The following is a 25,289-nucleotide window of genomic DNA, read 5'->3' as shown; positions in this document are numbered from 1 at the left end:
AGCGAGAATTGAAGCGAGAGGGTGCGATGACGATGGAACCGCTAGACCACGCCGTGATGGTGTGTCCCGACCTTGACGCTGCGGCGCAAGCCTGGCGCGGGTTTGGCTTCACGCTGACGCCGCGCGGTTACCACACGCTCGGCTCGCAGAACCATTGCGTCATGCTGACGCGCGACTATCTTGAGCTGCTGCATGTCACCGCGCCAAGCCCGACGCGGCAGTATTACTGGGATGCGCAGGAGGCCGGGGGCGGCTGCGCCGGGCTGTCCTGCAAGAGCAGCGATACCTTCACCGCCGCGGCACAGTTGCGCGGTGGCGGCTGGCACACTTCGGACCCGATCGAGTTCTCGCGGCCGGTGCGGCTGGACGATGGCACGGAGCATCCCGCGACCTTCCGCGTTGCCGCAATCGACGATGCGCCGGGCGCGCGCTTTTTCATCTGCGAACACCGCACGCCGCAGCTGCTGTGGCGTCCGGAATGGACCACGCATGCCAACGGTGCCGTGGGCATCGCTACGATGTTCCTGGTGGTGGCGCCGTCCCTGGTGGAGGCTGCCGGGCGTGCGTACGCCGAACTGACCGGCGGCGAGATGACGCAACTGAGCGATCACATCTGCAGCCTGGCGCTGGATGGCGCCACGCTGGTGGTGACCACGCCGCAGGCGCTTGCCGCCGCGACCGGCACCGAGCATGTGCGCCGCGCCGTGCCGGGGTACGCCGCCATCCGCCTGCGTACCAGCGACCTGGCCGCGGCCCGCCGCGGCTGGCGCGAGGCGCGCGTCGGGGCGCTCGACCTGGGGCCCGATGAGAGCCTGATTCCTGCTTCTCTGGCCGGCGGCGTGGCGCTGCTGTTCGAGCAGGCGCGCTAACGTAGTAGCGTCGAGCGCGCCGTCTTTCCCGCTTAGCCGCCGCTCTTGGCGTGATTCACGCCGGTTGAGCCGAAGCCGCCCGCGCCCCGTACCGTGTCTTCGGAGAACACTTCCACGGTCTTGAACACGGGCCGCAGCACCGGCACGAACATCATCTGCGCGATGCGCTCGCCCGGCTGGATCACGATCGGCTCGGTGCCGGGCGCATTGCGGTTCCACACGCTCACCATGATCGGGCCCTGGTAGTCGGCGTCGATCACGCCGATCGAGTTGCCCAGCACCAGGCCTTTCTTGTGGCCCAGGCCCGAGCGCGGCGCGATGGTGGCCGCCATGTAGGGGTTGCCCATATGCACGGAGATGCCGGCAGGCACCAGTTGCGCCGGCGTGCCCGGCTCGATGGTGAGCGCGGCGTCCAGGCAGGCGTGCAGGTCGATCGCCGCCGCCATATCGCTCTGGTAAGCTGGCAGGCCCCATTCATGCAGGCGTGCGTCAAGCACCTTGATTTCGACGGTGGGGTTGGCTTCGAATGTCATGGCTGGTCGGTCCCGGGAATACTAAAACGTTGGCAACCCGAGATGATAGCCGAGCTTGGTCGCCCCCTAGCCGCCCCTGGCCTCCCTTAGTGGCCCTTAGTCGCCCTTAGTCGCCCTTAGTCGCCCGAAAGGTCGAACGCCTGCGCCAGCAGTTCGTAGGTGCGCAGCCGCGCCGCGTAGCTGGCGGCCACGCTCAGCACCACCAGTTCGTCGGCAAGGAAGCGCTCGCGCAGGGCCAGCATGCGCTGCGCCACCTGCTCAGGCGTGCCGCAGATGGTGCGGGGGCGCTCGCGCTCGACGATCAGCCGGTCGCGCTCGCTGAGCTCGTGCTGCGCGGCCTGCGCGAGCGAGGGGATCGGCGCGTTGACGCCATAGGCCATCTGCAGCCGGCGCAGGTCCACGGCACGCTCCAGCTCCGCCGCCTCGGCCTCGGTGTCGGCACAGATCACGAAGATCGCCGCCGCGCTATAAGGCTGCGCGTCATAGCCCGCTTCGAAATCGCGGCGGTACTGCTGCGCGACAGCGTGTCCCGCATGCGGATTGATAAAGTGGGCAAAGGCAAAGCGCAGCCCCAGGCGCGCCGCCAGGGCGCCGCCGAAGTCGCTGGATCCCAGCACCCACAGCTGCGGCCGCGTATCGATCTCGGGCTGCAGCACCACGCCCTCGGCGATATGGCCGGGCGGCATCTCGCCACGGAACAGCCAGGACAGGTCCCGCACCTGCTCCTCGAACTGGTCGCCCCGGTTGTACTGGCCCATGGCCACCGCCTGCGCGGTCCGCATGTCGCCGCCCGGCGCGCGCCCCACGCCAAGATCGATGCGGCCCGGGAACAGGGCCTCCAGCATGCGGAACTGCTCCGCCACCTTGAAGGGGCTGTAGTAAGGCAGCATGACGCCGCCCGAGCCCAGCCGGATGCGCTTGGTTACGCTGCCCAGGCGCGCCAGCATGACTTCCGGCGCCGGATTGCACACGCCGCGCAGCCCGTGGTGCTCGGCGCACCAGTAGCGGGTGTAGCCCAGCGCGTCGGCGGCCTGCGCCAGCTCCACGGTGGCGGCCAGCGCATCGCGCGCGTTATGGCCGGCGATGACCGGGCTCTGGTCGAGCACCGAGAGGCGCAGTTTGGGTTTGCTTGCGGACATGTCGAGGGTCGGGCCGGGTGATGTTCGGGGGCTGGGCGCGCGGATTCAACGGCGCGCGGGCAGGCGCTGGGCGATGGCCGCGACCAGGTCGCGCGCCAGCGTCAGCTTGTCGGCGCGCGGCAGGCGGGTCATGCCTTGGGCATCGAACAGCACGATCTCGTTGTCGTCCATGCCGAAAGTGTGGTGGCCGATATTGCCCACCAGCAGCGGCACGTTCTTGCGCTGGCGTTTTTGCTCGCCATATTGCTCGAGGTTTTCGCTCTCGGCGGCAAAGCCCACGCAATAGGGCGCGTTCGGCTTTGCGGCCACGGCAGCGAGGATGTCGGGGTTCTGCACGAAGTGCAGCGTCGGCGTGTCGCTATCGTTGGCCTTCTTCAGCTTCTGGCTGGCGACTTCGGCGGGCCGCCAGTCGGCCACGGCCGCAACCGCGATAAACACATCGGCGCCTGGCAAGCCCGCCATCACCGCATCGTGCATCTGCCGCGCGCTTTCCACGTCGGTGCGGGCCACGCCGCGCGGCGTGGGCTGGCCCGTCGGGCCGGCCACCAGCACTACGTCGGCGCCGGCCTCGCGGGCCGCGCGCGCGATGGCAAAGCCCATCTTGCCAGAGGAACGGTTGGTAATGCCGCGCACCGGGTCGATGGCTTCAAAGGTAGGCCCGGCCGTGATGACCACGCGCCGCCCGGCCAGCGGCTTGGGCTGGAAGAACGCGATGATGTCGGCAAGCAATTCCGATGGTTCCAGCATGCGGCCGTCACCGACTTCGCCGCACGCCTGGTCGCCGCTGCCGGGGCCCAGCAGGGTTACGCCGTCCTTGCGCAACTGCGCGGCGTTGCGCTGGGTGGCGGGGGCCTGCCACATCTGCAGGTTCATCGCCGGTGCCACCAGCAACGGACAGTTGCGGGCGATGCACAGGGTGGTCAGCAGGTCGTCGCACAGGCCGTGCGTCAGCTTGGCGAGGAAGTCGGTGGAGGCGGGCGCGACCAAGATGGCGTCGGCTTCGCGCGAGAGATCGATATGGGCCATGTTGTTGCCCACGCGCGCGTCCCATTGGGAGGTGAAGACCGTGCGCCCGGAGAGTGCCTGCATGGTCACCGGCGTGATGAACTGGGTGGCGCCTTCGGTCATGACCACCTGCACGGTGGCGCCGGCCTTGGTCAGCAGCCGGACCAGTTCGGCCGATTTATAGCAGGCGATGCCGCCGGTCAGGCCAAGGACGAGATGCTTGCCTCGCAGATCCATGGATATGCTCTTCGCTTGAAGTGGTTGTCCGGTTGTCGCGGCAGGCGGCAGCGCCTGCCGCCCCCCGTGCCGGAGAAACGTCAATAATACCGGCTTGCCCGCGCGCGCGTTGGCGGCGCCGCTATCCGGCCAGTCAGGCAGCACCATGAAAAACGCCCGCATGACGCGGGCGCGGTCGGAACGCTGGGTGGCCTCAGTGCCGGCGAACGCGGCGCAGTTCGTCCACGATCAGCAGCACAGCGCCCACCGTGATGGCGCAGTCCGCCACGTTGAAGGCCGGCCAGTGGTAGTTGCGCACATAGAAGTCGAGGAAGTCGACCACGTGGCCGTACACCACGCGGTCCACCACATTGCCGATGGCGCCGCCAAGGATCAGCGAGATCGCGAAGCAGAACAGGCGTTGGCCGGTATGGCGGTACAGCATCCAGACGATGAACAGCCCCACCACCACGCCAAGGCCGGTGAAGAACCAGCGCTGCCAGCCGCCGGCATCCGCCAGGAAGCTGAAGGCGGCGCCCTTGTTATAGACCAGCACCAAGTTGAAGAAGCGCGTCACCGGACGGGATTCGCCATAGGCGAAGGTCCGCACGATGACGATCTTGAAGAACTGGTCCAGCACGATCACCAGCAGGGCGAACGCCATCCACAGTAGCGGGGTGGTGTTGCTGCCCTTGGTGCCCTTGCTGCTGGCGCGCTTGGTGCCGCGCGCGGTGCGCGTGGTGGTGGCGGCCATCAGGCGTGGCTCCTGTGTTCACCGGCGCCGAACAGGTTGCTGTCACAGCGGCCGCAAAGGGTGGGGTGGGCCGGGTCGCGGCCGACGTCGGCACGGTAGTGCCAGCAGCGCTCGCACTTGGCGTGCACCGACGGCGTCACGGTGACCAGCAGGTCGCCGGCTTCCGGCGCCGGGGCTACCTTGGCGGCGGAGGTCAGCAGCACGAAGCGCAGGTCGTCGGACAGGCTCTGCAGCGCGGCCAGCACGGGGCCACCGGCCTGGATGGTGACTTCGGCTTGCAGCGAGGAACCGATCTCGCCGTCCACGCGCACCGCTTCGAGCTGCTTGGTGACTTCGGCGCGGGCTTCGCGGATCACATGCCACTTCTGCAGCAGGTCGTCGGCCTGGTCGATCGCCGGCACGTCGTAGTAGGTGCTGGTGAAGATGGTGTCGGTGTGCTCGGTGCCATGGCGGAAGATCTGCCAGGCCTCCTCCGCCGTGAACGACAGGAACGGTGCCATCCAGTGCAGCATCGCCTGGGTGATGTGGTACACGGCGTTCTGCGCGGCGCGGCGTTCCTTCGAGTTGGCCGCGGTGGTGTAGAGGCGGTCCTTCAGCACGTCCAGGTAGAAGCCGCCCAGGTCTTCCGAGCAGAAGGTCTGCAGCTTGGCGACCACCGGGTGGAACTCGTAGCCGTCGTAGTGCGACAGGATTTCCTGTTGCAGGCGCCCGGTCAGGGCGACGGCGTAGCGGTCGATTTCCAGCCATTCCGACGCCGGCAGCGCGTGCTGCGCGTGGTCGTAGTCGGCCAGGTTGGCCAGCAGGAAGCGCAGTGTGTTGCGGATGCGGCGATAGCCTTCCACCACGCGCTTCAGGATTTCGTCGGAGATCGACAGCTCGCCGGAGTAGTCGGTCGAGGCCACCCACAGGCGGATGATCTCGGCGCCCATCTTGTTCGACACGTCCTGCGGCGACACCGTGTTGCCGACCGACTTCGACATCTTGCGGCCTTCGCCGTCCACCGTGAAGCCGTGGGTCAGCAGCGCCTTGTAGGGCGGCTTGCCATACAGCATCGAGGCGGTCAGCAGCGACGAATGGAACCAGCCGCGATGCTGGTCCGAGCCTTCCAGGTACAGGTCAGCCAGGCGGCCGTCGGGCAGGTCGGCCGATGCGTCGTACAGGTCTTCGCGGTGGGAGCCGCGGATCACGGTCCAGTGCGTGGTGCCGGAGTCGAACCAGACGTCGAGCGTGTCGCGGTTCTTCTCGTACATGGCGGCTTCTTCACCCAGTAGTTCCTTGGGGTCGAGCGTCTGCCAGGCCTCGATGCCGTGCACTTCCACGCGCTTGGCGATTGCCTCGAGCAGCTCCGGCGTGCGCGGGTGCAGTGCGCCGGTTTCCTTGTGCAGGAAGAAGGCCATCGGCACGCCCCACTGGCGCTGGCGCGACAGGGTCCAGTCGGGCCGGTTGGCGATCATGTTGTGCAGGCGCTGCTTGCCCCAGGCGGGGAAGAACTCGGTTGCCTCGATGCCGGCCAGCGCCGTTTCGCGCAGGGTCGGGCCGTTGGTGCCGTCCTCATTGACCGGATCCACGTCCATGCCCGCGAACCACTGCGAGGTGGCGCGGTAGATGATCGGCGTCTTGTGGCGCCAGCAGTGCATGTAGCTATGGGTGTACTTGTGCGAATTGAACAGGTTGCCCGAGGCCTTCAGCACTTCGACGATCTTGGGGTTGGCGTCCCAGATCTTCTGGCCGCCGAACAGCGGCAGCGTACTGGCATAGACGCCGTCGCCCATGACCGGGCTGATGATGTCCTTGTCGTTCATGCCGTGCGCCTTGCACGACTGGAAATCCTCCACGCCGTAGGCCGGCGCCGAGTGCACGATGCCGGTGCCGGTATCGGTGGTGACGTAGTCGCCCAGGTAGATCGGCGACAGGCGGTCGTAGCCCGCGTCCATCTTGGACAGCGGGTGGTGGAAGCGGATCTCCGACAGCGCTGCGCCGGTGGTGGTGGCCAGCACCTTGCCTTCCAGCTCGTAGACCTTGAGCTGCTCTTCGACGCGCTCGGTGGCCAGGATCAGGAAGCCGCGCGCGGTATCGACCAGCGCGTACTCGACTTCCGGATGCATGTTCAGCGCCTGGTTGGACGGGATGGTCCACGGCGTGGTGGTCCAGATCACGACCCAGCCCGGCTTGGCGGCGAGCTGCTCGGCCGGCAGCTTGAAGGCATGGGCCAGCTTGTCGGTTTCGGCGAAGGGGAAGCCCACGTCGATGGACAGATCGGTCTTGTCCTTGTACTCGACCTCGGCCTCGGCCAGCGCCGAGCCGCAGTCGAAGCACCAGTTCACTGGCTTCAGGCCGCGGAACACGTAGCCCTTTTCCATGATTTTGCTCAGCGCGCGCAGCTCGTCGGCTTCGTTGCTGTAGTTCATGGTCAGGTAGGGATGTTCCCAGTCACCCAGCACGCCCAGGCGCTCGAAGTCCAGCTTCTGGCGGGCGATCTGCTCGGTGGCATAGGTTCGGGCGCGCGATTGCACTTCCTGCACCGGCAGGCCCTTGCCGAACTGCTTTTCGATCTGGATCTCGATCGGCATGCCGTGGCAGTCCCAGCCCGGCACATAGACGGCGTCCAGCCCGGTCAGGCCGCGCGCCTTGACGATCATGTCCTTGAGGACCTTGTTGACCGCATGGCCGATGTGGATGTCACCGTTGGCGTACGGGGGGCCATCGTGCAGGATGAACTTCTTGGCGCCCTTGCGAGCGGCCCGGATCTTCTTATAGAGCTGCTTGTCCTGCCATTGCTTGACCCACAGCGGCTCGCGCTTGGGCAGGTCGCCGCGCATCGGGAAGGGCGTCTCGAGCAGGTTGACCGGGTACTTGCTTTTTTCGGGCTTGGCGCGTTTGTCGTTGGACATGTCGATTCTCGGGGCAATTCGGTTGGCGCGCGGCACTAGCTCGGCTGGGTGCGGGCGCGCGGTACGGCGTGGACCGGCTGCGGAGGGTGCCGCGGGCTGGCTTCGGGTTGGGGTAGCGACCCGGGTCCCGCCGCGCGGGAACGGGGCGCTAGCTAATTCGGTCGGTGGCGGAGGTGGCGAAGTCACGGCTGCCCGCGGCCGGGGGCGTGCCCTCGGGCGAGCCAGGCACGGTCAGGCCGAAGAAGGCGCGCGCGTCCGCGCTGTCCTTGGCAATGGCGGCGGTCAGCGCCTCCAGGCCATCGAAACGGGCTTCGTCGCGCAGCTTCTTCATGAACTCGACCCGCACCAGCTTGCCGTAGACATTCTGACTGAAGTCGAACAGGTGCACTTCCAGCAGCACCCGGCCGGCATCTTCGATGGTCGGGCGCACGCCGATGCTGGCCACGCCCGGTATGGCGTGCTCCGCCAGCCCGTGTACCTGCACCACGAAGATGCCGCTGACTGCCGGCCGCTTGTGGGAAATACGCAGGTTGATGGTGGGGAAGCCCAGGTCGCGCCCGAGCTTGCGGCCGTGCACCACATGCCCGCTGATGGCATAGCCATGGCCAAGCAGGCGGCGCGCGTGTTCGAGATCACCATCGCCCAGCGCCTGCCGCACGGCGGAGCTGGAGATGCGCACGCCGCCTTCGGAGACCGAGCCCATCTGCTCCACGTCGAAGCCGAATTGTGCGCCGGCCTGTTGCAGATAGGCGAAATCGCCGGCGCGCCTGGCACCAAAGCGGAAGTCGTCGCCGACCAGCAGCCAGCGCGTGTGCAGGCCATGCCAGAGCACGTTTTCGACGAATGCTTGCGGGGACTGCGCGGCGAAGTGTGCATTGAAGTGCTCGACGACGACACGGTCGACACCATTGCGGCGCAGGCTTTCCAGCTTGTCGCGCAGCAGCGCAATGCGCGTTGGCGCCTTTTCCGGCGTGAAGAATTCGCGCGGATGCGGCTCGAATGTCATCACGCATAGCGGTAGCCCGCGTGCATCCGCCGCAGCGCGCGCGCGGGCGAGCAGCGACTGGTGGCCGCGGTGCACACCGTCAAAATTGCCGATGGTGAGGGCGCAAGGCGCCCGGCTTTCGGCGTTGGGCAGGCCACGGAAGACTTTCACGAGGACGGCAACAAGCGTTTGGGTAAAGCGAGCATTATAAGGCGAATGGTGGACAAGTTTGGCCTGGCGGCGGTGGCCGGCATGCCCGGACTGGCGTTTTTGTGCACGGATCGACCCATCGCCGTGGCGTTGCGCCCCAAAAGGCGGCATGATACGGCGGATCGCACTCGCTGCCCCCCAGCCCTCCTTTGAACGCGCTGCTAAACCGAATCCTGCCGCCGCCAGGGCCTCCGCTCGATACCGAAACGCGGGCCAAGCTGCTGGCGACCATCCATCGCGTCTCCCCCACCGCCATCGTCGCCTCGGTGGTGCTTCCGGCATTGACCGCGATTGCCTTCTGGTCGGCCGCCGACCATAGTGCCCTGGTGGGCTGGTGCGGCGTCATGCTGGTGTTGACCGCAGCCACCAGCTGGTTCTACTTCGGCTATCTGCGCGATTGCGCCACCATGAGCCGCTCTGCGCACACGCGCAAATGGTGGGCCAATATGCGCGCGATGGCCTTCCTGACCGGGCTGACCTGGGGCAGCTCCGCGCTGCTGCATCTCTATACCGGCTCCACCGTTTTTTCCAGCGTGCTGTACCTGCTGGCGCTTGGCGTGCTGGCGGGCGGCGTTACCGCGCAGTCGCCGGTGCCGTCCAACCTGGTCTATGCCGGCATCCCGATCCTGGTACCCAATATCCTGCTGGCCGAGTACGCCTTCCCGGGCCATGGCACCTATGTGCAATTGCTGCTGGTGGTCTACGCCATCATGCTCACGCGCCATGCGCTGAACCTGCAGCGCACGCTGGTGCGGGCCATTCAGCTGGAAAGCGACAGCCGCAGGCTGGCCAAGCAATTCCAGGAGGAGAAGGAGAGGGCGCTGCATGCCAGCGAGGAAAAGTCGCGCTTCCTGGCCGCCGCAAGCCATGACCTGCGCCAGCCGGTGCACGCGCTGGTGATGCTGGTGGAGGCGCTGCGCGCCCGCAACAAATCATCCTCGCTCCATCCGCTGGTGGAGCAGGTGGCCGCCGGCACCCAGACCATCGACCTGCTGTTCCGCTCGCTGCTGGACCTGTCCAAGCTCGAGGGCCGCAAGGTGCTGCCCACGCTGGAGCCGTGCGAGCTCAGCCACCTGATCAGCGAGGTCATGAGCCAATTCGCCGCCGACGCGCGAGAAAGCGGCCTGACCCTGACCCCGCGCGTGCCCGAAGAGCTGTACGCCATGGCTGAGCCGGTGCTGCTGCGCCGCGCGCTGTTCAACCTTGTGCAGAACGCCCTGCGCTATACCCGGCGCGGCGGCGTGCTGGTGACCGCGCGCGAGCGCCGCAAGCATATCCGCGTGGAGGTGTGGGACACCGGGGCCGGGATTACGCCCGAGCATCTGCCGGACATCTTCTCGCCGTATTACCAGGTGCACAACCCGCAGCGCGACCCATCCCAGGGCCTGGGGCTCGGGCTGGCGATCTTCAAGGAATGCGTGCGGCTGATGCGCGGTACCTACGGCGTGCGCTCCGTGCCCGGCCGGGGATCGGTGTTCTGGTTCTCGCTGGCGCCGGTGGCGGCCGAGACCGTGGCGACCATCCGTACCGTGCGGGCCAACGCGCAGGCCGAGGATGCCAAGCCCGACCACCTGCGCGGCACCGTGCTGGTGGTCGACGACGACACCCAGATCCGCAAGGCATGGATTGCGCTAATGGAGGCGTGGGGCATCCAGGTTGCCTGCGCCGCGCACGGTGCGGATGCCGACCGCCTGTTCCTCCAGGGACTCAAGCCGGACATCATCTTCTGCGACCTGCGCCTGCCTGGCAGCGAAAACGGACTGGACCTGCTGGAGCGCTGGCAGAACACGCAGCCGCAGGCGCGCAGCGCGCTCTTGTCGGGCGACCTGAAATCCGCCGCGCTGGCAGCTGCCGAGGAGGCAGGCTACTTCGTGCTGCCCAAGCCGGTCGACCCGGCTGCACTGAGACTGTTGCTGCGGCGCTGGCTGCGGCCCGCCTGAGCGGCGAAGGCATAAAAAATGGGCCGGCGCATGACGCGCTGGCCCATTTTTTTGCCGCCTGCCCAATCAGAGTGAGCAGCTGGCGTCGCCAGCGCGCGTTACTGGCGCAGGCGGAATCGCTCCATGCGCGACATGACCTGCATGCGGGTGCGCACGCCGAGCCGCTGCAGGATGGCCGAGACGTGTTCCTTGACGGTGTTTTCCGTCAGGCCGAGCCGCCGCGCGATGACCTTGTTGGGCAGGCCCTCCAGCACCAGCGCCAGCACCGAGCCCTGGCGCGGGGTCAGGCCAAGTTCCGCCGGCGTGACCGGAATGCCGTGCGCCGGCCCGAAGGATTGAGCACGGCCATTGAGCGCTTCGTCCGACGGGAAGGAGGTGTCGCCTGCCAGCACCTTGCGCACGGCGGCGGTGAATGCGTTGGCGTCCAGGTGCTTGCCGACGAAGCCACAGGCGGCGAGCGCGCGCGCGCGGCCCACGATTTCAGGCGTGGCCTCGGCCGACATAAAAATAAAGCGAGCGGAAGGTACCAGTGTCTTGAGCGCCTGCATGGCGTCGAAGCCGGTACCATCGGTCAGCCAGATATCCAGCAGCACGATGTCAGGCCTGAGTCCTTGCTGCAAGGTATTCAACGCTTCTTTGGCGCTTCCGGCAGCATGGACGGCAACGTCGGGCATCACTTCCGCCAAAAACGCGGTAGTGCCAGACAAGGCCATAGGATGATCATCGACCACCAACAAGGTCGGTGCAGCGTTCGACATGCGATTTCCCGTCTAATTTCCCAGTTCGTCCTTGTTGTCACTTGAAGCCGTGTTAACGGACTGCGCGTGGACGATAGCAGCCACTCTAGCAGAGCGGGCGAGGCGTCACAATCCATCGGATGCGAGTTCACGTTGCGTATAGGCCATGCGAAATGGCGCTGCGGCGAGGGTTTCGCGTGTTTTAAGTGCCTAATGCGCTCGCTTTGGTCGTGTACTGGCCCCGGCTTGGTAGAATTGCGCGATGAAAAATATCGTTATCCTGATTTCCGGGCGAGGCTCCAACATGGAAGCCATCGTCAGCGCCTGCGCCGCCGAAGGCTGGCCGGCGCGCGTAGCGGCGGTCTTGTCCAACCGGCCAGACGCCGAAGGTCTGAAATTTGCCGCCGACCACGGCGTGGCTACCGGCGTGGTGGACCACACGCTATATGATGATCGCGCCACTTTTGACGCCGCGCTCGCCGCTGCCATCGACGCTTTCGCGCCGGACCTGGTGGTCCTGGCCGGTTTCATGCGCATCCTGACGCCGGGCTTCGTCGACAAGTACGCCGGGCGCATGCTGAATATCCATCCGTCGCTGCTGCCGTGCTTTCCGGGGCTGCATACGCACCGGCAAGCCATTGAGGCCGGCGTCAAGGTCCACGGCGCCAGCGTGCATTTCGTCACGCCCGAGCTCGATCACGGCCCGGTTATCGTCCAGGCTGCGCTTGACGTGCTGCCGGACGACACGCCCGAGAGCCTGGCCACGCGCCTGTTGCCGTGCGAACACGTTATCTACCCGCGCGCTGTGCGCTGGTTTGTCGAAGACCGGCTGCAAGTGCATGCCGGCGTAGTCCGGGTCGAACCACCCGAATCCCAGCTGTTTACGGCCTTTGCTGCCGCTACGGAGGTGCAGTCATGAGCCGCAATACCGCAGGGGCCCGCCAGCCCGTCCGCAACAAGAACAAAGACCACAAGGGCACGCCCATCCGCCTGTCGCGCTCGCGCGATGCGAACGACGGCCAGGTCCCGCAGCAAGGCCGCGGGCCGCATGGCGGGCTGCATGCCGTCCATATCCAGCATATCGACCGCCTGCTGGGCAAGGTGCTGATGTTCACGCGCCCGTCCGACGTGGTTGTGAGCTACTACTTCCGCGAAAACCCCAAGCTGGGCCATCGCGAGCGCGGCATCATCGCCGAAGCCGTGTTTGCCGTGCTGCGCCGCCGCGTGGAGTTTGCGCAGTTCGCCGCCAGCGGCACGGGTGCTTCGCAGCGCCGCCTGGCCCTGCTGGGCCTGGCCGCCACGCTGGGCCGCGACGTACTGACGCCGTTCTTGCTGCCGGAAGAGGGCGAATGGCTCGATCGCCTGACCACGATCGAGCGCTCCAGCCTGGCGCCGCGCGTGCGTGCCAACCTGCCCGAATGGCTGTTCGACCAACTGGCCGCGCGCCACGACGAAGCCTTTGTCGAAGCGCTGGGCGATGCCTGGCTGCGCCCGGCGCCGCTGGACCTGCGCGCCAACCTGGTCAAGACCACGCAGGAGGCCGCGCTGGCCGAACTGACCGCCGCGGGGCTGAAGGCCGAGTTGACGCCGATGGCGCCGTCCGGCATCCGCCTGGTCGGCAAGCCGGCGCTCAACCAGCTGCCGCTGTTCGTCAACGGCCTGGTCGAAGTGCAGGATGAAGGCAGCCAGCTGCTGTGCAACCTGGTCGCGCCCAAGCGCGGCGAGATGGTGGTCGATTTCTGCGCGGGCGCGGGCGGCAAGACGCTCGCCCTGGGTGCGCTGATGCGCTCCACCGGCCGCCTCTACGCATTCGACGTGTCCGAGAAGCGCCTGTCCAACCTCAAGCCGCGCCTGGCGCGCAGCGGGTTGTCCAACGTGCACCCCGTGCTGATCGACTCCGAGCACGACGCCAAGATCAAGCGCCTGGCTGGCAAGATCGACCGCGTGCTGGTGGATGCGCCTTGCAGCGGCCTGGGCACGCTGCGGCGCAATCCGGACCTGAAGTGGCGCCAGTCGCCGCAATCGGTGCTGGAGCTGACCGTCAAGCAGGCGGCCATTCTCGAATCCGCCGCACGCTTGGTGAAGGTGGGCGGACGCGTGGTCTACGCAACCTGCAGCGTGCTGGAGGCCGAGAACGAAGGCATCGTGCGCGGTTTCCTGGCCTCGCACCCGGCCTTCCGCCTGGTGCCCGCCGCACAAGTGCTGGCCGAGCAAAAGATCACGGTGCCCGGCTTGCCGGAAGATGCCGAGATGCTGGCGCTTTACCCGCACCTGCACCAGACCGACGGCTTCTTCGCCGCCGTGCTGGAGCGCGTCAGCTAACGCCGGATCCTTCAGGCGGCTGCGCCGGGGAAACATCTCCGTGGTGCCGGCCGACTGGCGGCTTTTTCGCGCCGGGGCCGTTCGGCCCCAGCCGCCTTTCCCGTTATCTCTTTCTCCCTTTCTTTTTCCATCCACGAGCCCCTGCCGTCACGCAATGCGCCTGCGCCGCTCTGCCTGCACGCACGCCGCCAGTGTGTCCGGTGTGTGTCGATACGCAGGTCTTGATGGACTAAGCCTTCTGGGCGGCTCCTCATCCTTTGTGGCGCGCGTCGGCGCGGGGAAACCGGCCATGCATGCTGCAAGCGCGAGGCTGGCCGGCGCATACCCGCTCCCGGCTACGTGAAGGCCGCCATCGTAGAGCGCAGTCCGCCTCCATTCGCATCCCCCATTCGCACGAATGGAAAAAGATCTTAAGTTCAATACATTTAAGGCAGTGCAACTTGTCTTGTTGGGCAATGCAGCCTAAGTTGGCAAGACAACGTGCGCCAGGCAAGTACAACGGCGCGCGACCGTGCAGGGTGAGTCGGCGCCGGCACAACTTTCGGGCGGGGTTTCAGAACGCGCCGGTCCCGCAACGGGGGGGCGGCGCGCTCGGTTGGGAGGCGGGATGTTGCATTCATTCTTCTTCGATACGGCTGCACGGCAGCCCGGCGACCACGCCTTGTGGGTCGACGGACGCTTTTACACTTACGAGCAACTGCGCGCACGCGCGTGCTGCGTGAGTGGTGCGCTGGCGGCGTATGCAGGGGGCGGGAGCCGCAACTGCGTCCTGTTTGCGCACCGCAGCGTCTCAGCGTACGCCGGCCTGCTCGGCGTGCTTGCGGCGGGCATGGCCTATGTGCCGTTGCACCCCAGATTCCCGTCGGCACGCAACGCCGCCATCGTCGGGCGCTCGGGCGCGCGGGTGATGCTAGTCGATCGTGCATGCGCACCGCAGCTTGAGGCGTTGATGCCGTTGTTGCCCCCGGATTTGCACATCGTCATGCTGGATCCGGAGTCGTTGCCGGCAACCGGATGTCCGGGCGGCAGCGCGCGCTTCGCCCCGCTGCCGCCCGCGCCTTTCGTGCATGACCCGCCTGGCCAGCTTGCCGTCGTCTCGGGAGACGACCTTGCCTACCTGATCTTCACCTCCGGCACCAGCGGGCCGCCCAAGGGCGTGATGATCCCGCATGCCAGCGCCGTGGCTTATGTCAGCGCGCAGATGCAGCGCTTTCCATGCGAGCCCGGTGCGCGCTTCAGCCAGTTCGCCGATCTCACCTTCGATTTCTCGGTGCACGACATGCACGTCTGCTGGGCAAACGGGGGCTGCCTTTATGTGCCCGCGCTCCAAGACCCGCTTTACCTGGCCGGTTTTATCCAGGAGCACAGGATTACCCATTGGGCCAGCGTGCCCTCCGTGCTGGCGCTGATGCAGCAGTTTCGCAAGCTCACGCCCTGCGCGTTTCCCAGCGTACGAATGACCTTGATGGGGGGCGAGGCCTTGCCCAAGACGCTGGCGCGGGCGTGGTCGCGGGCGGCGCCGAACACCCGCATCGTCAACGGGTATGGACCCACCGAGGCGACGGTGATCATGCTCACCTTCGAGCTGAGCGATGCGTTTCTTGCCGATGCGTCGCGCCCTGCGGTGCCGCTCGGAAAGCCATATCCCGGCGTCGAGCTGATGGTCGTCGACGATGCGCTTGCGCCGGTGCCGCCCGGCGCGCAGGGTGAACTGCTGATCGGCGGCGCGCAGCTTGCCAAGGGCTATCTCGGTGCCAACCCGCTCGACGCGCAGCGCTTCTTTACCCGCGCCTATCCCGAGCGGGCGTGCAGCCGTTGGTTCCGCACCGGCGATGCTGTGGCCGAATCCCCCGACGGCTTGCTCTATCACGGCCGCATCGACATGCAGGTGAAGATTCGCGGCAACCGCGTGGAATTGCAGGAGATCGAGCAGGTGGTGCAGGCTGCCAGCGGCAGCGCGCAGTGCGCCGTGCTGGCGTGGCCACTGGATAGCGCCGGCAAGCCGATGGGGCTGGTCGCCTTTGTGCAGGCATCGGGCGACGCCTCGCTGGGCGAACTCGGTGCGCGCATGGCGCGGATCCGGCAGGCGTGCAGGCAGAGCCTGCCGGTCTACGCGCAGCCGGATCGCATTGTCTGCCTCGAGGGCCTTCCCGTGAACGTGAACGGCAAGATCGATCGCGGCCAGTTGCAGGCGCGCTGCGAGTACCTGGCCGTTGGTGCTGGGGGCGCACGGCAGGCGAGCCGCAAGGCGTTTGCGCCATGACGCCGCTGCATTTCGACGGATGTTTTGGCTGGTACCACCCGGCCCAGGGTCAGCGCGCGGTGCTGCTGTGCAATGCGATCGGGCATGAAGCCCTGTGGACGCATGCCGGCCTGGCGCGGCTGGCGGAGCGGCTCGCGGCCCAGGGCGTGTCCGTGCTCAGGTTCGACTATCCCGGCACCGGTGACTCCGCCGACCTCGAACATGCCGACGCGCCGGGTGCGTCCTGTGTCGACGCCTGGCTTGCCGGGATCGATGCCGCTGGCAAGTTGCTCAGGCGCTTGTCCGGTGCCCGGGAGCTCGTGCTGCTGGGCGTGCGCGGGGGCGCCTCGCTGGCGGCACTGGCCGCCGGGCGCGGCGTGGCCGGGCGGCGCGTCGATGCGCTGGTGCTGCTTGCGCCCGTGGCGAGCGGCAGGATGCTGGTGCGGGAGATGAAGATGATCGCGCAGACCTGGCGCTCGCTTGCTTGCCGCGCTGTGGAGCCGGAGCCGGGGCCGGCGCCTGGTGCTGGCCAGCAATCGGGCATGGACATCCTGGGCATCCATTTCACCGATGCCGCGATCGATGGCCTTGGCGGCATCGACCTGCTCAATGCGCCTTGCGCCCCCGCCCCGCAAATCCTGATCGCGGGCGGTGAGCCTCAGATGGCCCCGCTGGCGCGCCACTACGGCACGCTGGGCGCGCAGGTGCGGGTGGTGCCTTTCCCTGACCTGATCGACTGGCTGCAGGATCCGTTGCATGGCACGCCACCGGATGCGACCTTCGCGGAGGTGGCCGGCTGGATTGCCGATCTGGGGTCAGCGGCGCCAGTTGGCGAGCCAGCCCCGGGCGGCCGCGCGATGACGGCAGGGACTGCTTCGTGCCTGCGCGCCGGCGAGTGGGTGGAAATGCCGGTGCGCTTTGGCCAGGGCCTGTTCGGCATGTTGTGCGAGCCGCTCGGGCCGCGCATCGAGCGGCCGGCTGTGCTGATCAACAACTCCGGCGGCACGCATCACGTCGGTGCTGGCCGTTGCGGGGTCATGCTGGCGCGCCGGCTGGCGGCACGCGGTGTTGCCTCGTTTCGCATCGATGTGCGGGGCATCGGGGATGCTTCCGTTGGCGCGCAGGCCATCGCCGGGGTGCCGGCCGATCCGGAGGGGTACCGCGATGCCGTCGCTGCTTGCGACTGGCTGCTTGCCCACGGCCATCGCGAGGTGGTGGCCTTCGGCGTGAGCTACGGCGCCAATGTGAGTCTGCACGCCGCTGGCGCGCACCCGGGCCTGGTGGGCGCCGTGCTGGTCAACCTGCAGCGCTTGTTGCGCCGGGAGACCTTCACCCGGCCCCGGTGGCTGATCCATGGCCGCAGCGCACCCACGGCAGAAGAGGGCGTGCCTGGCATCAACGCGGCATCGGTCCTGCCCAAGCCTGCCGTGCACGAGCAGCGGGAGATCGAGGGCTTGCTCCAGTCGCTCGACGCACGCGGCACGGCCCTGCGCCTGCTGTTCGGCCCGGACGATCCCGGGCCTTTCGAACTGGCGCGGTTCTTCGGGCCGAAGCTGGCCGGCCTCGCCGGCTTCTCGCAGTTACAGATCGAGACCATCGATGGCCTGGACCACGGCATGCTGAACCCGCCCGGGCGGGCGCGGGTGATCGACTATTGCGTCGACCTGCTATGCGGCCCCTTGCATCCCGGGGCGGACCTGCGGCTGACCGTGCTCGGCCTCGGCGTATAGGCCCGCTTGCCCGGCAAGCCCGGCGCCAATCCTGCGCCGTGCGGAGCAGGGCGGCTAGAATGGCTGACTTTTTGGCCGCGGGGCATGCAGAAACGTCATGCAGTGTCCCGCTTACCTTGCCAGGGGCCGCCGATCCTGACCGGATGGACCCTGCCAGCCACGGCAGAGCATGAACCCCATTTCCCTGAACGAACTCCATGTTGCGCATCCGGCCTTTGGCAAGATGCTCGATGATCTGATCCGCGACGCGGGTGGCCCTGGCTTCATCTGGCAGTTGGCGGTGCTTGCCGCTTGCCTGGCGGTGGCCTGGCCATTGGCCAGGTTGATCGTCAAGCGCCTCGAAGCCCGCTACGCCGGATCCAGCTTCTCCCTGCGTTTCGCCGCCGCCAGCCTGGAACGCGCCATGTTCCCGTTGTTCGGCTGGCTGCTGGTGATGGGTGCGCGCTTCGGGCTGGAGCCGATGATGTCCATCAGCGTGCTACGGCTCGCATTGGTACCCCTTTCGGGCATTACCTTCCTGTATTTCGCCTTCTACATCCTGCGCCGGGTTATGTCGGGCAATGGCCAGTTGCAGGGCATGCTGCTACTGGTCGAAAAAGTGCTGACGACCCTGGTTTGGGCGGCGATGGCGCTTTATGTGCTGGGTTTGCTGTGGGATGTGGTGCAATGGATGGACGACGTCCGCTTTTCGCTGGGCGGCAAGCAGAAGATCAGCCTGGCGGACACGCTGGTGGCCATCGTCTGGATCCTGGTCACCGTGCTGGTGGCGATGTGGTTCGGCTCATGGCTGGAAGAGCGCCTGATGCGGTCGACCGGGCTGGACAGCAACCTGAAGGTGGTTCTGAGCCGGATTTCAAAGGCGCTGCTGCTGCTCGTGTCCCTGTTGCTGAGCCTGTCGCTGGTCGGCATCGACCTCACCGTGCTGTCCGTGTTCGGCGGCGCGCTGGGCGTTGGCCTGGGGCTGGGCTTGCAAAAGATCGCCAGCAACTACATCTCCGGATTCATCATCCTGCTGGACCGCTCGGTCAAGCTGGGCGACCAGATCACAGTCGACAAGTACACGGGGATCGTTTCGCAGATCCGGACGCGGTACACCGTGGTGCGCAACGGCGATGGCGAAACCCTGGTGCCGAACGAGCAACTGGTGGCGCAGGCGGTGCAGAACCATTCATTCTCCAATACCCATGTGCGCGTGGCGACACGTGTGCAGGCCGATTACGCGGCGGACCCCGAAGTGGTGCTCGCCCTGCTCGTAGAGGCCGCCCAGGATATCCCGCGTTTGATGCCACAGCCGGGTCCGTCGGCATTTCTGGTGTTGTTCGGCGACAATGGCATCGAATACGAGCTTGCCGGCTATATCGCCGATCCTCAGAATGGTAAGCTGGGCGTGCAATCGGCGATGAACCGCGCGATATGGCGGAAGTTCAAGGAGCATGGCATCTCGATCCCGTATCCGCAGCGAGAGGTGCGAGTGCTGGGGAAAGTGGAAGTCGACGGCCATGGTGGGCCCGTGAAAGAAGTGCAAGAGGCACTTATCAATTTGCCGGGCGTCCCCGGCGCATCGGCATCCTGAACGTTCACGGGGCGTTTAGGCCACCTTATGGAACAATCCGTGTTGCTTAGCGTCAAACTGAGGGAAAAAGCGGATGTCCGTGCGATGCGGTTCCGGTAGAATCCAGGGTAGTTGCGGGTTCATTCGAAAGGCGTGTTTCGTTCGGGTGAGTTTGTTCGACCTCCCGCCCCACACCAGACAGCCGCCAGATTGCAGCGGCTCGTGTCCAGTCCGCCGGCAGGCAGCCGTTTTGCCCGTGGCGCCAGGCGCGCGTGCCTTGGGGCTCCGGCGAATGCCGGGGTTCAGGCAGGCGCCGTATGACGCAATCATTGAATTTGCAGTCCTTTTTCTGCACCTTGTTTGCGGCTCGCCCTGTCGCGCCGCACTGAATGCCCCTGTTTAATCGACGGAGAACAGTTTGTTCGACACTATTCTTGACTGGGCCGCTAACGGCCTCGCCAACTGGTCCTGGTGGGAGATTGTGATCTACACCCTCGTGGTGACGCACATCACCATTGCGGGCGTAACCATCTACCTGCACCGCTGCATGGCGCACCGGTCGCTGGACCTGCACCCTATCGTTTCGCATTTCTTCCGTGGCTGGCTGTGGCTGACCACCGGCATGGTCACCAAAGAGTGGACTGCCATTCACCGCAAGCACCACGCCAAGTGCGAGACCGAAGACGATCCCCACAGCCCGCAGACCCGCGGCATCCGCAAGGTGCTGCTGGAAGGCGCGGAGCTGTATCGCGCCGAGTCCAAGAACAAGGAAACCATCACCAAGTTCGGTCATGGCACGCCTGACGACTGGGTCGAGCGCAATGTCTACTCGCGCTTTGGCTGGCAAGGCGTTGGCCTGATGCTGATCATCGACGTCGCCCTGTTCGGCGTGATCGGCCTGAGCGTGTGGGCCGTGCAGATGCTGTGGATCCCGATCCACGCCGCCGGCATCATCAATGGCCTGGGCCACTGGTGGGGCTATCGCAATTACGATTGCGAGGACGCTTCGACCAATGTCTCGCCGTGGGGCATCATCATCGGTGGCGAAGAACTGCACAACAACCATCACACCTACCCGACGTCGGCCAAGTTCTCGATCAAGTGGTACGAGTTCGACATCGGCTGGGGCTACATCCGCGCCATGCAGGCTGTTGGCCTGGCCAAGGTCAAGAAGACCCCGCCGAAGGCGCGCCTGGTGGATGCCCGCCCGGTTGACCACAACACGCTGGAAGCCATCATTGCCAATCGCTATGATGTGATGGCACGCTATGCCAAGGCGGTCAAGAGCGCCTACAAGCAGGAGCTGGAAAAGCTGAAGGAAGCCCGCGTGGCCGAGTACAGCAGCTTCAAGCCGGCGCGCAAGTGGTTCCACCGCGAAGAAGCCAAGCTGGCCGATCCGCAGCGCCAGCAACTGGCCAGCATCGTGGAGCAGAACAAGTCGCTGCATACCTTCGTGGAAATGCGCCGCGAGCTGGCCGCGATCTGGGGCCGCTCCAACCTGACGCGCGAACAGCTGCTGGCGCAGCTGCAGGCCTGGTGCCACCGCGCCGAGGCTAGCGGCATCCAGGCACTGCACGATTTCTCGCTGCGCCTGCGCCGTTATGCCTGATGCGGGCTGATGCCCGAGCTGGCGTGGCCTGATACAATTTAGATCGCCCAAAAGCCCCGCCTCTGGCGGGGCTTTTGTTTTCGCTAAACTCCCCCAATGTCAGGGCCAGCAGCGACAAGCGGATATCAAGCGGAATTCCGAGGCATGCTGTCCAAGAGGAGTATCGGAGATGACCCCCCAAACGATCAAAGCCGTCGAGTTCGAAAAGCCGAACCTCTCGATGGAGTCCCCCGAAGGCGGCAGCTGTGTCGCCCACGCCTGGGCCAAAGTGCCTCCTGTGCTGTCGGCACAGGAGCGCACGGCACTCAAAGCGCGCATCAAGACCCTGCTGAAAGAACGCAATGCGGTGCTTGTCGCGCACTATTACGTTGATTCCGACCTGCAGGACCTGGCCGAGGAAACTGGCGGCTGCGTGTCGGACTCGCTGGAGATGGCGCGCTTTGGCCGCGATCATCCGGCCAAGACGCTGGTGGTGGCGGGGGTCCGCTTCATGGGCGAGACCGCAAAGATTCTCAGCCCGGAAAAGACCGTGCTGATGCCCGACCTGGACGCAACCTGCTCGCTCGACCTGGGCTGCCCGTCCGACGAGTTCGCCGCGTTCTGCGACGCGCATCCCGATCGCACGGTGGTGGTCTATGCCAACACCAGCGCCGCCGTGAAGGCGCGCGCCGACTGGATGGTGACCTCGAGCATTGGCCTGAAGATTGTCGAGCACCTGCACGCGCGGGGCGAAAAGATCCTGTGGGCCCCGGACAAGCACCTGGGCGGCTATATCCAGAAGCAGACCGGCGCCGACATGCTCTTGTGGCAGGGTTCCTGCCTGGTGCATGACGAGTTCAAGGGCATCGAGCTTGACCTGCTGCGCCGGGAGTTTCCCAATGCCAAGATTCTGGTGCATCCGGAGTCGCCGGCCAATGTGGTCGAGCAGGCCGATGTGGTGGGCTCGACTTCGCAGCTGATCGCGGCGGTAAAGGAACTGGACGCGCGCGAGTTCATCGTCGCGACCGACAACGGCATCCTGCACAAGATGCGCCTGGCCGCGCCCGACAAACATTTCATCGAAGCCCCCACTGCCGGCAACAGCGCGACCTGCAAGAGTTGCGCGCACTGCCCCTGGATGGCGATGAACGCACTGACCAATCTGGCTGAAGTGCTGGAGAAGGGTCATAACGAAATCCATGTCGACGCGGATATCGGCCGCCAGGCCGTGACCTGCATCGACCGCATGCTCGACTTCGCCGCGCAGCAGAAGGCCAATGTGCGGCCCAAGGCCGACCTGGCCAGCGAGCAGGCCTTGTTCAAGGGAATCGGCCCGGCATGAGCAGCAATCCAAATGTGAATTCCGTGAATTCGAACGTCAACGCTATCTTCGACAGCTATGGCCCGGCGCTCGCCGAGGCGCTCCAGGCCAATGTCAGCACCGCCATTGCCGAAGATGTCGGCGGCGGCGACCTGACCGGCATGCTGGTGCCTGCCGGCAAGCCGGCGCGGGCACGCGTGATCGTGCGCGAGCAAGCCGTGCTGTGCGGCCAGCCGTGGTTCGAGGCGTGCATGCGCGCGGTCGATCCCACGCTGCAGGTTGTCTGGAAGCAGGCCGAGGGTACCCGCATGGCGCCGGACTCGGTGGTCTGCGAGATCACCGGTCCGGCTCGTTCGCTGCTGACCGCGGAGCGGCCGTCGCTGAATTTCCTGCAGTTGTTGTCCGGCGTGGCGACCGCCACGCGCCGCTATGCCGACCTGGTCGACGGTACCCGGGCGCGCGTGCTCGACACCCGCAAGACGTTGCCGGGCCTGCGCCTGGCGCAGAAGTACGCGGTCAGGGTCGGTGGTGGCGACAACCAGCGCCTGGCGTTGTACGACGGCATCCTGATCAAGGAAAACCACATCGCCGCCGCCGGCAGCATCACCGCCGCCATGCAGGCAGCGGCCGCGCTGGATGCTGGTGTGTCGGTCCAGGTCGAGGTGGAAAGTCTGGCCGAGTTGGAAGAGGCATTGGCGGCTGGCGCGAAATCGATCCTGATCGATAATTTTACCGAGACGATGATGCGCGATGCCGTGCGTATCAATGCCGGGCGTGCGTTGCTGGAAGTCTCGGGCGGGGTCAATGCCGATACGATCCGTGCTTTCGCCGAGACGGGCGTAGACCGGATCTCGGTGGGGGCGCTGACCAAGGATGTGCGCGCGACGGACTATTCGTTGCGCATCATCGAATAAGCGGGGTTGGTCAGAGCATGAAAAAAGCGCGCCTTGGGCGCGCTTTTTTCATGGCGATGATCCAGGTGCAGGCTTATTTCGCCCGTTCCCGCTTGAACACCGGCTGCATCACCGTGGGCAGCGCCTTCGGCAACGTCTCGGGATAGTCGCGGCTGAAGTGCAAACCACGGCTTTCATGGCGCGAATACGCGCTATCCACGATCAACGAGGCGACTTCCACCAGGTTACGCAGCTCCAGCAGGTCGCGCGTGACGCGGAAGTTGGCGTAGTACTCCGCGATCTCCTCGCGCAGCAGGGTGATGCGGTGCTGGGCGCGCTCGAGCCGCTTGCTGGTGCGCACGATGCCCACGTAATTCCACATCATGCGGCGCAGTTCGTCCCAGTTGTGTGAGACCACGACTTCCTCGTCGGCATCCGCAACCCGGCTTTCATCCCACTGGGGCAGGGCGATGTCCGGTTGGCCGGCCTTGTCCTGTCCGGCAATGTCGAGGGCTGCCGCGCGCCCGATCACCATGCATTCGAGCAGCGAATTGGAGGCCAGGCGGTTGGCGCCGTGCAGGCCCGTGCAGCCGGTCTCGCCCACGGCGTAGAGATTGGCCAGATCGGTGCGGCCCGCGGTGTCTGTGACCACGCCGCCGCAGGTATAGTGCGCGGCCGGTACCACTGGGATGGGCTCGCGGGCGATATCGATGCCAAGTTCCAGGCACCTTGCATGAATGGTCGGGAAGTGCTCGCGCAGGAAGGATTCGGGTTGGTGGCTGATGTCCAGGTGCACGTAGTCCAGGCCGCGCTTCTTCATCTCAAAGTCGATCGCGCGCGCCACCACGTCGCGCGGAGCCAGTTCGGCGCGTTCGTCGTGCTCTGGCATGAAGCGGGTGCCGTCGGGCAGCTTCAGCAGGCCGCCTTCGCCACGTACCGCTTCCGAAATCAGGAAAGACTTGGCGTAGGGGTGATACAGGCAGGTCGGGTGGAACTGGATGAACTCCATGTTCGACACCCGGCAGCCCGCGCGCCAGGCCATGGCGATGCCGTCGCCGGTGGCGGTGTCGGGGTTGGTGGTGTAGAGATAGACCTTGCCCGCGCCGCCTGTCGCCAGCACGGTGTGGGTGGCGGTAATGGTCTGCACTTCGCCACTGGCGTCGTCCAGCACGTAGAGGCCGTAACAGCGGTTGCCCGGCAGGCCAAGCTTGCGCGAAGTGATCAGGTCCACCGCGAAGTGGTCCTCGATGATCGTGATATTGGGGTGCTGGCGCGCCTGCTCGCTCAACGTGGACACAACGGCATGGCCGGTGGCGTCCGCCGCGTGGATGATGCGCCGACGGCTATGGCCGCCTTCCCGCGTGAGGTGGTAGCCGAGTTCCGCCTGGTCATCGCGGGTGAACGGCACGCCGCGGTCGATCAGCCACTGGATCGCTTCGCGCCCGTGCTCGACGATATAGCGCGTGGCGCTGTCATCGCAAAGGCCGGCGCCTGCCACCAAGGTGTCCTGCGTGTGCTCATCGTGGCTGTCGCCTGAGTCCAGGACCGCGGCAATACCGCCTTGGGCCCAGTCACTGGCGCCTTGCGTCATGGCACGTTTGCAAATGATGACAACCCGATGGGTGTCGGCCAGTTGCAGCGCGACCGTCAGACCGGCCAGTCCGCTGCCGACAATGGCGACATCGAAGTTCATGGTGCTAGAGACGCGCGCGGCACGCGGTCGGGAGGCAGGAAAGCTGGAAAGTGTACACCGCCAGCGGGCTTGCGTGGGCAGGCAAGCCGTGCGTGAACCGGGTGTTGAGAGACGTTGGCTGCGCAATGCGGCGTATGCTGCCCGGAAAAGCAAAAACCCCGCGTGAGCGGGGTTTCTACAGACATGCCGCGCGATCGGCATGCGGAAGACAGGATCAATTACTTGATCTTGGTTTCCTTGTACGACACGTGCTTGCGGGCGACGGGATCGAACTTCATGATCTCCATCTTTTCCGGCATCGTGCGCTTGTTCTTGGTGGTCGTGTAGAAGTGACCCGTACCTGCAGTCGACTCCAACTTGATTTTATCGCGTCCGCCCTTGCTGGCCATGATGTGCTCCTAATTAGACTTCGCCACGTGCGCGCAGATCCACGAGCACGGTGTCGATGCCTTTCTTGTCGATCAGGCGCAGGCCGGCGTTCGAGACGCGCAGGCTCACCCAGCGGTTTTCCGATTCAACAAAGAAACGACGATTCTGCAGGTTGGGCAGAAAACGACGCTTGGTCTTGTTGTTTGCGTGGGAAACGTTGTTGCCGACCATCGGCGCTTTCCCGGTCACTTGACAGACGCGTGCCATGAAGCACTCCTAACTCTTCTACGTGGACAATGT

The 25,289-nt window shown here is 65.9% G+C and carries 20 protein-coding genes; 10 read left to right on the top strand and 10 right to left on the bottom strand.

Annotation, left to right across the window (positions count from 1 at the left end; translation table 11 throughout):
• Positions 1-26: 26 nt before the first annotated feature.
• Positions 27-869, top strand: a complete 843-nt coding sequence (locus AC1RQC_RS08040) for a VOC family protein (protein WP_492373097.1) — start codon at positions 27-29, stop codon at positions 867-869.
• Between the two features lie 32 nt (positions 870-901).
• On the opposite strand, the gene dut is transcribed toward AC1RQC_RS08040, so the two are convergent.
• From dut to AC1RQC_RS08010, 6 genes are all read right to left on the bottom strand, one after another.
• The gene (gene dut / locus AC1RQC_RS08035; protein WP_492829029.1) at positions 902-1,402 is read right to left on the bottom strand and encodes a dUTP diphosphatase; all 501 of its coding nucleotides are present in this window, start codon (positions 1,400-1,402) and stop codon (positions 902-904) included.
• 116 nt (positions 1,403-1,518) lie between these two features.
• Positions 1,519-2,541 (bottom strand): LLM class flavin-dependent oxidoreductase, encoded by a 1,023-nt coding sequence (locus tag AC1RQC_RS08030; RefSeq protein WP_492807939.1) that lies wholly within the window; start codon positions 2,539-2,541, stop codon positions 1,519-1,521.
• A 45-nt stretch (positions 2,542-2,586) separates the two neighbouring features.
• Positions 2,587-3,783: a bifunctional phosphopantothenoylcysteine decarboxylase/phosphopantothenate--cysteine ligase CoaBC gene (gene coaBC, locus AC1RQC_RS08025; protein WP_492373094.1), complete on the bottom strand. Its 1,197-nt coding sequence runs from the start codon at positions 3,781-3,783 to the stop codon at positions 2,587-2,589.
• 193 nt (positions 3,784-3,976) lie between these two features.
• Positions 3,977-4,516, bottom strand: coding sequence for a signal peptidase II (gene lspA, locus AC1RQC_RS08020; RefSeq protein WP_492829027.1), 540 nt, complete (start codon positions 4,514-4,516; stop codon positions 3,977-3,979).
• Positions 4,516-7,407 carry an isoleucine--tRNA ligase gene (gene ileS / locus AC1RQC_RS08015; protein ID WP_492882912.1) on the bottom strand — a complete coding sequence of 964 codons (2,892 nt, stop codon included), beginning with the start codon at positions 7,405-7,407 and terminating at the stop codon, positions 4,516-4,518. Before ileS ends, lspA begins: the two co-directional genes overlap by 1 nt.
• A gap of 148 nt (positions 7,408-7,555) precedes the next feature.
• Positions 7,556-8,563, bottom strand: coding sequence for a bifunctional riboflavin kinase/FAD synthetase (locus AC1RQC_RS08010; RefSeq protein ID WP_492373091.1), 1,008 nt, complete (start codon positions 8,561-8,563; stop codon positions 7,556-7,558).
• A gap of 188 nt (positions 8,564-8,751) precedes the next feature.
• Between AC1RQC_RS08010 and AC1RQC_RS08005 the strand changes: the two genes are divergently transcribed.
• Positions 8,752-10,542: a hybrid sensor histidine kinase/response regulator gene (locus AC1RQC_RS08005; RefSeq protein ID WP_309405990.1), complete on the top strand. Its 1,791-nt coding sequence runs from the start codon at positions 8,752-8,754 to the stop codon at positions 10,540-10,542.
• A 98-nt stretch (positions 10,543-10,640) separates the two neighbouring features.
• Here AC1RQC_RS08005 and AC1RQC_RS08000 read toward each other — a convergent pair whose 3' ends face one another.
• Positions 10,641-11,300, bottom strand: a complete 660-nt coding sequence (locus AC1RQC_RS08000) for a response regulator (protein ID WP_043349302.1) — start codon at positions 11,298-11,300, stop codon at positions 10,641-10,643.
• Between the two features lie 241 nt (positions 11,301-11,541).
• Between AC1RQC_RS08000 and purN the strand changes: the two genes are divergently transcribed.
• The 8 genes from purN (at position 11,542) to nadC (ending at position 22,948) form a co-directional block, all read left to right on the top strand.
• A complete protein-coding gene (purN, locus tag AC1RQC_RS07995; protein WP_492373090.1) occupies positions 11,542-12,198 on the top strand; it encodes a phosphoribosylglycinamide formyltransferase in 657 nt (218 codons plus the stop codon).
• The gene (locus AC1RQC_RS07990; protein ID WP_492882910.1) at positions 12,195-13,601 is read left to right on the top strand and encodes an RsmB/NOP family class I SAM-dependent RNA methyltransferase; all 1,407 of its coding nucleotides are present in this window, start codon (positions 12,195-12,197) and stop codon (positions 13,599-13,601) included. Before purN ends, AC1RQC_RS07990 begins: the two co-directional genes overlap by 4 nt.
• A gap of 607 nt (positions 13,602-14,208) precedes the next feature.
• Positions 14,209-15,864 (top strand): amino acid adenylation domain-containing protein, encoded by a 1,656-nt coding sequence (locus AC1RQC_RS07985; protein WP_492882908.1) that lies wholly within the window; start codon positions 14,209-14,211, stop codon positions 15,862-15,864.
• A complete protein-coding gene (locus AC1RQC_RS07980) occupies positions 15,861-17,573 on the top strand; it encodes an alpha/beta hydrolase (RefSeq protein ID WP_492882906.1) in 1,713 nt (570 codons plus the stop codon). The genes AC1RQC_RS07985 and AC1RQC_RS07980 overlap by 4 nt, the downstream gene beginning before the upstream one ends.
• Positions 17,574-17,742: 169 nt before the next feature.
• Positions 17,743-19,146, top strand: a complete 1,404-nt coding sequence (locus tag AC1RQC_RS07975; RefSeq protein ID WP_492807930.1) for a mechanosensitive ion channel family protein — start codon at positions 17,743-17,745, stop codon at positions 19,144-19,146.
• A 397-nt stretch (positions 19,147-19,543) separates the two neighbouring features.
• Positions 19,544-20,734, top strand: coding sequence for a DesA family fatty acid desaturase (locus tag AC1RQC_RS07970; protein ID WP_043349288.1), 1,191 nt, complete (start codon positions 19,544-19,546; stop codon positions 20,732-20,734).
• A gap of 169 nt (positions 20,735-20,903) precedes the next feature.
• Positions 20,904-22,055 (top strand): quinolinate synthase NadA, encoded by a 1,152-nt coding sequence (gene nadA / locus AC1RQC_RS07965; protein WP_492373086.1) that lies wholly within the window; start codon positions 20,904-20,906, stop codon positions 22,053-22,055.
• Positions 22,052-22,948 carry a carboxylating nicotinate-nucleotide diphosphorylase gene (gene nadC / locus AC1RQC_RS07960; protein WP_492829019.1) on the top strand — a complete coding sequence of 299 codons (897 nt, stop codon included), beginning with the start codon at positions 22,052-22,054 and terminating at the stop codon, positions 22,946-22,948. Before nadA ends, nadC begins: the two co-directional genes overlap by 4 nt.
• Positions 22,949-23,021: 73 nt before the next feature.
• Here the strand turns inward: nadC and nadB are convergent, their stop codons facing one another.
• From nadB to rpmB, 3 genes are all read right to left on the bottom strand, one after another.
• On the bottom strand, positions 23,022-24,620 hold the full coding sequence (gene nadB / locus AC1RQC_RS07955) for an L-aspartate oxidase (RefSeq protein ID WP_183036764.1): 1,599 nt from the start codon (positions 24,618-24,620) through the stop codon (positions 23,022-23,024).
• 218 nt (positions 24,621-24,838) lie between these two features.
• Complete coding sequence (gene rpmG / locus AC1RQC_RS07950; protein ID WP_006157508.1) at positions 24,839-25,009, bottom strand: 50S ribosomal protein L33; 171 nt, start codon at positions 25,007-25,009, stop codon at positions 24,839-24,841.
• Positions 25,010-25,022: 13 nt separating this feature from the next.
• Positions 25,023-25,256, bottom strand: a complete 234-nt coding sequence (gene rpmB, locus AC1RQC_RS07945) for a 50S ribosomal protein L28 (RefSeq protein ID WP_006157507.1) — start codon at positions 25,254-25,256, stop codon at positions 25,023-25,025.
• Positions 25,257-25,289: the final 33 nt, after the last annotated feature.

It is taken from the genome of Cupriavidus sp. GW822-FHT03E04 (assembly GCF_058801495.1).
The sequence above is the reverse complement of the archived record's forward strand: the minus strand, read 5'-3'. Positions and strand labels throughout refer to the sequence as shown.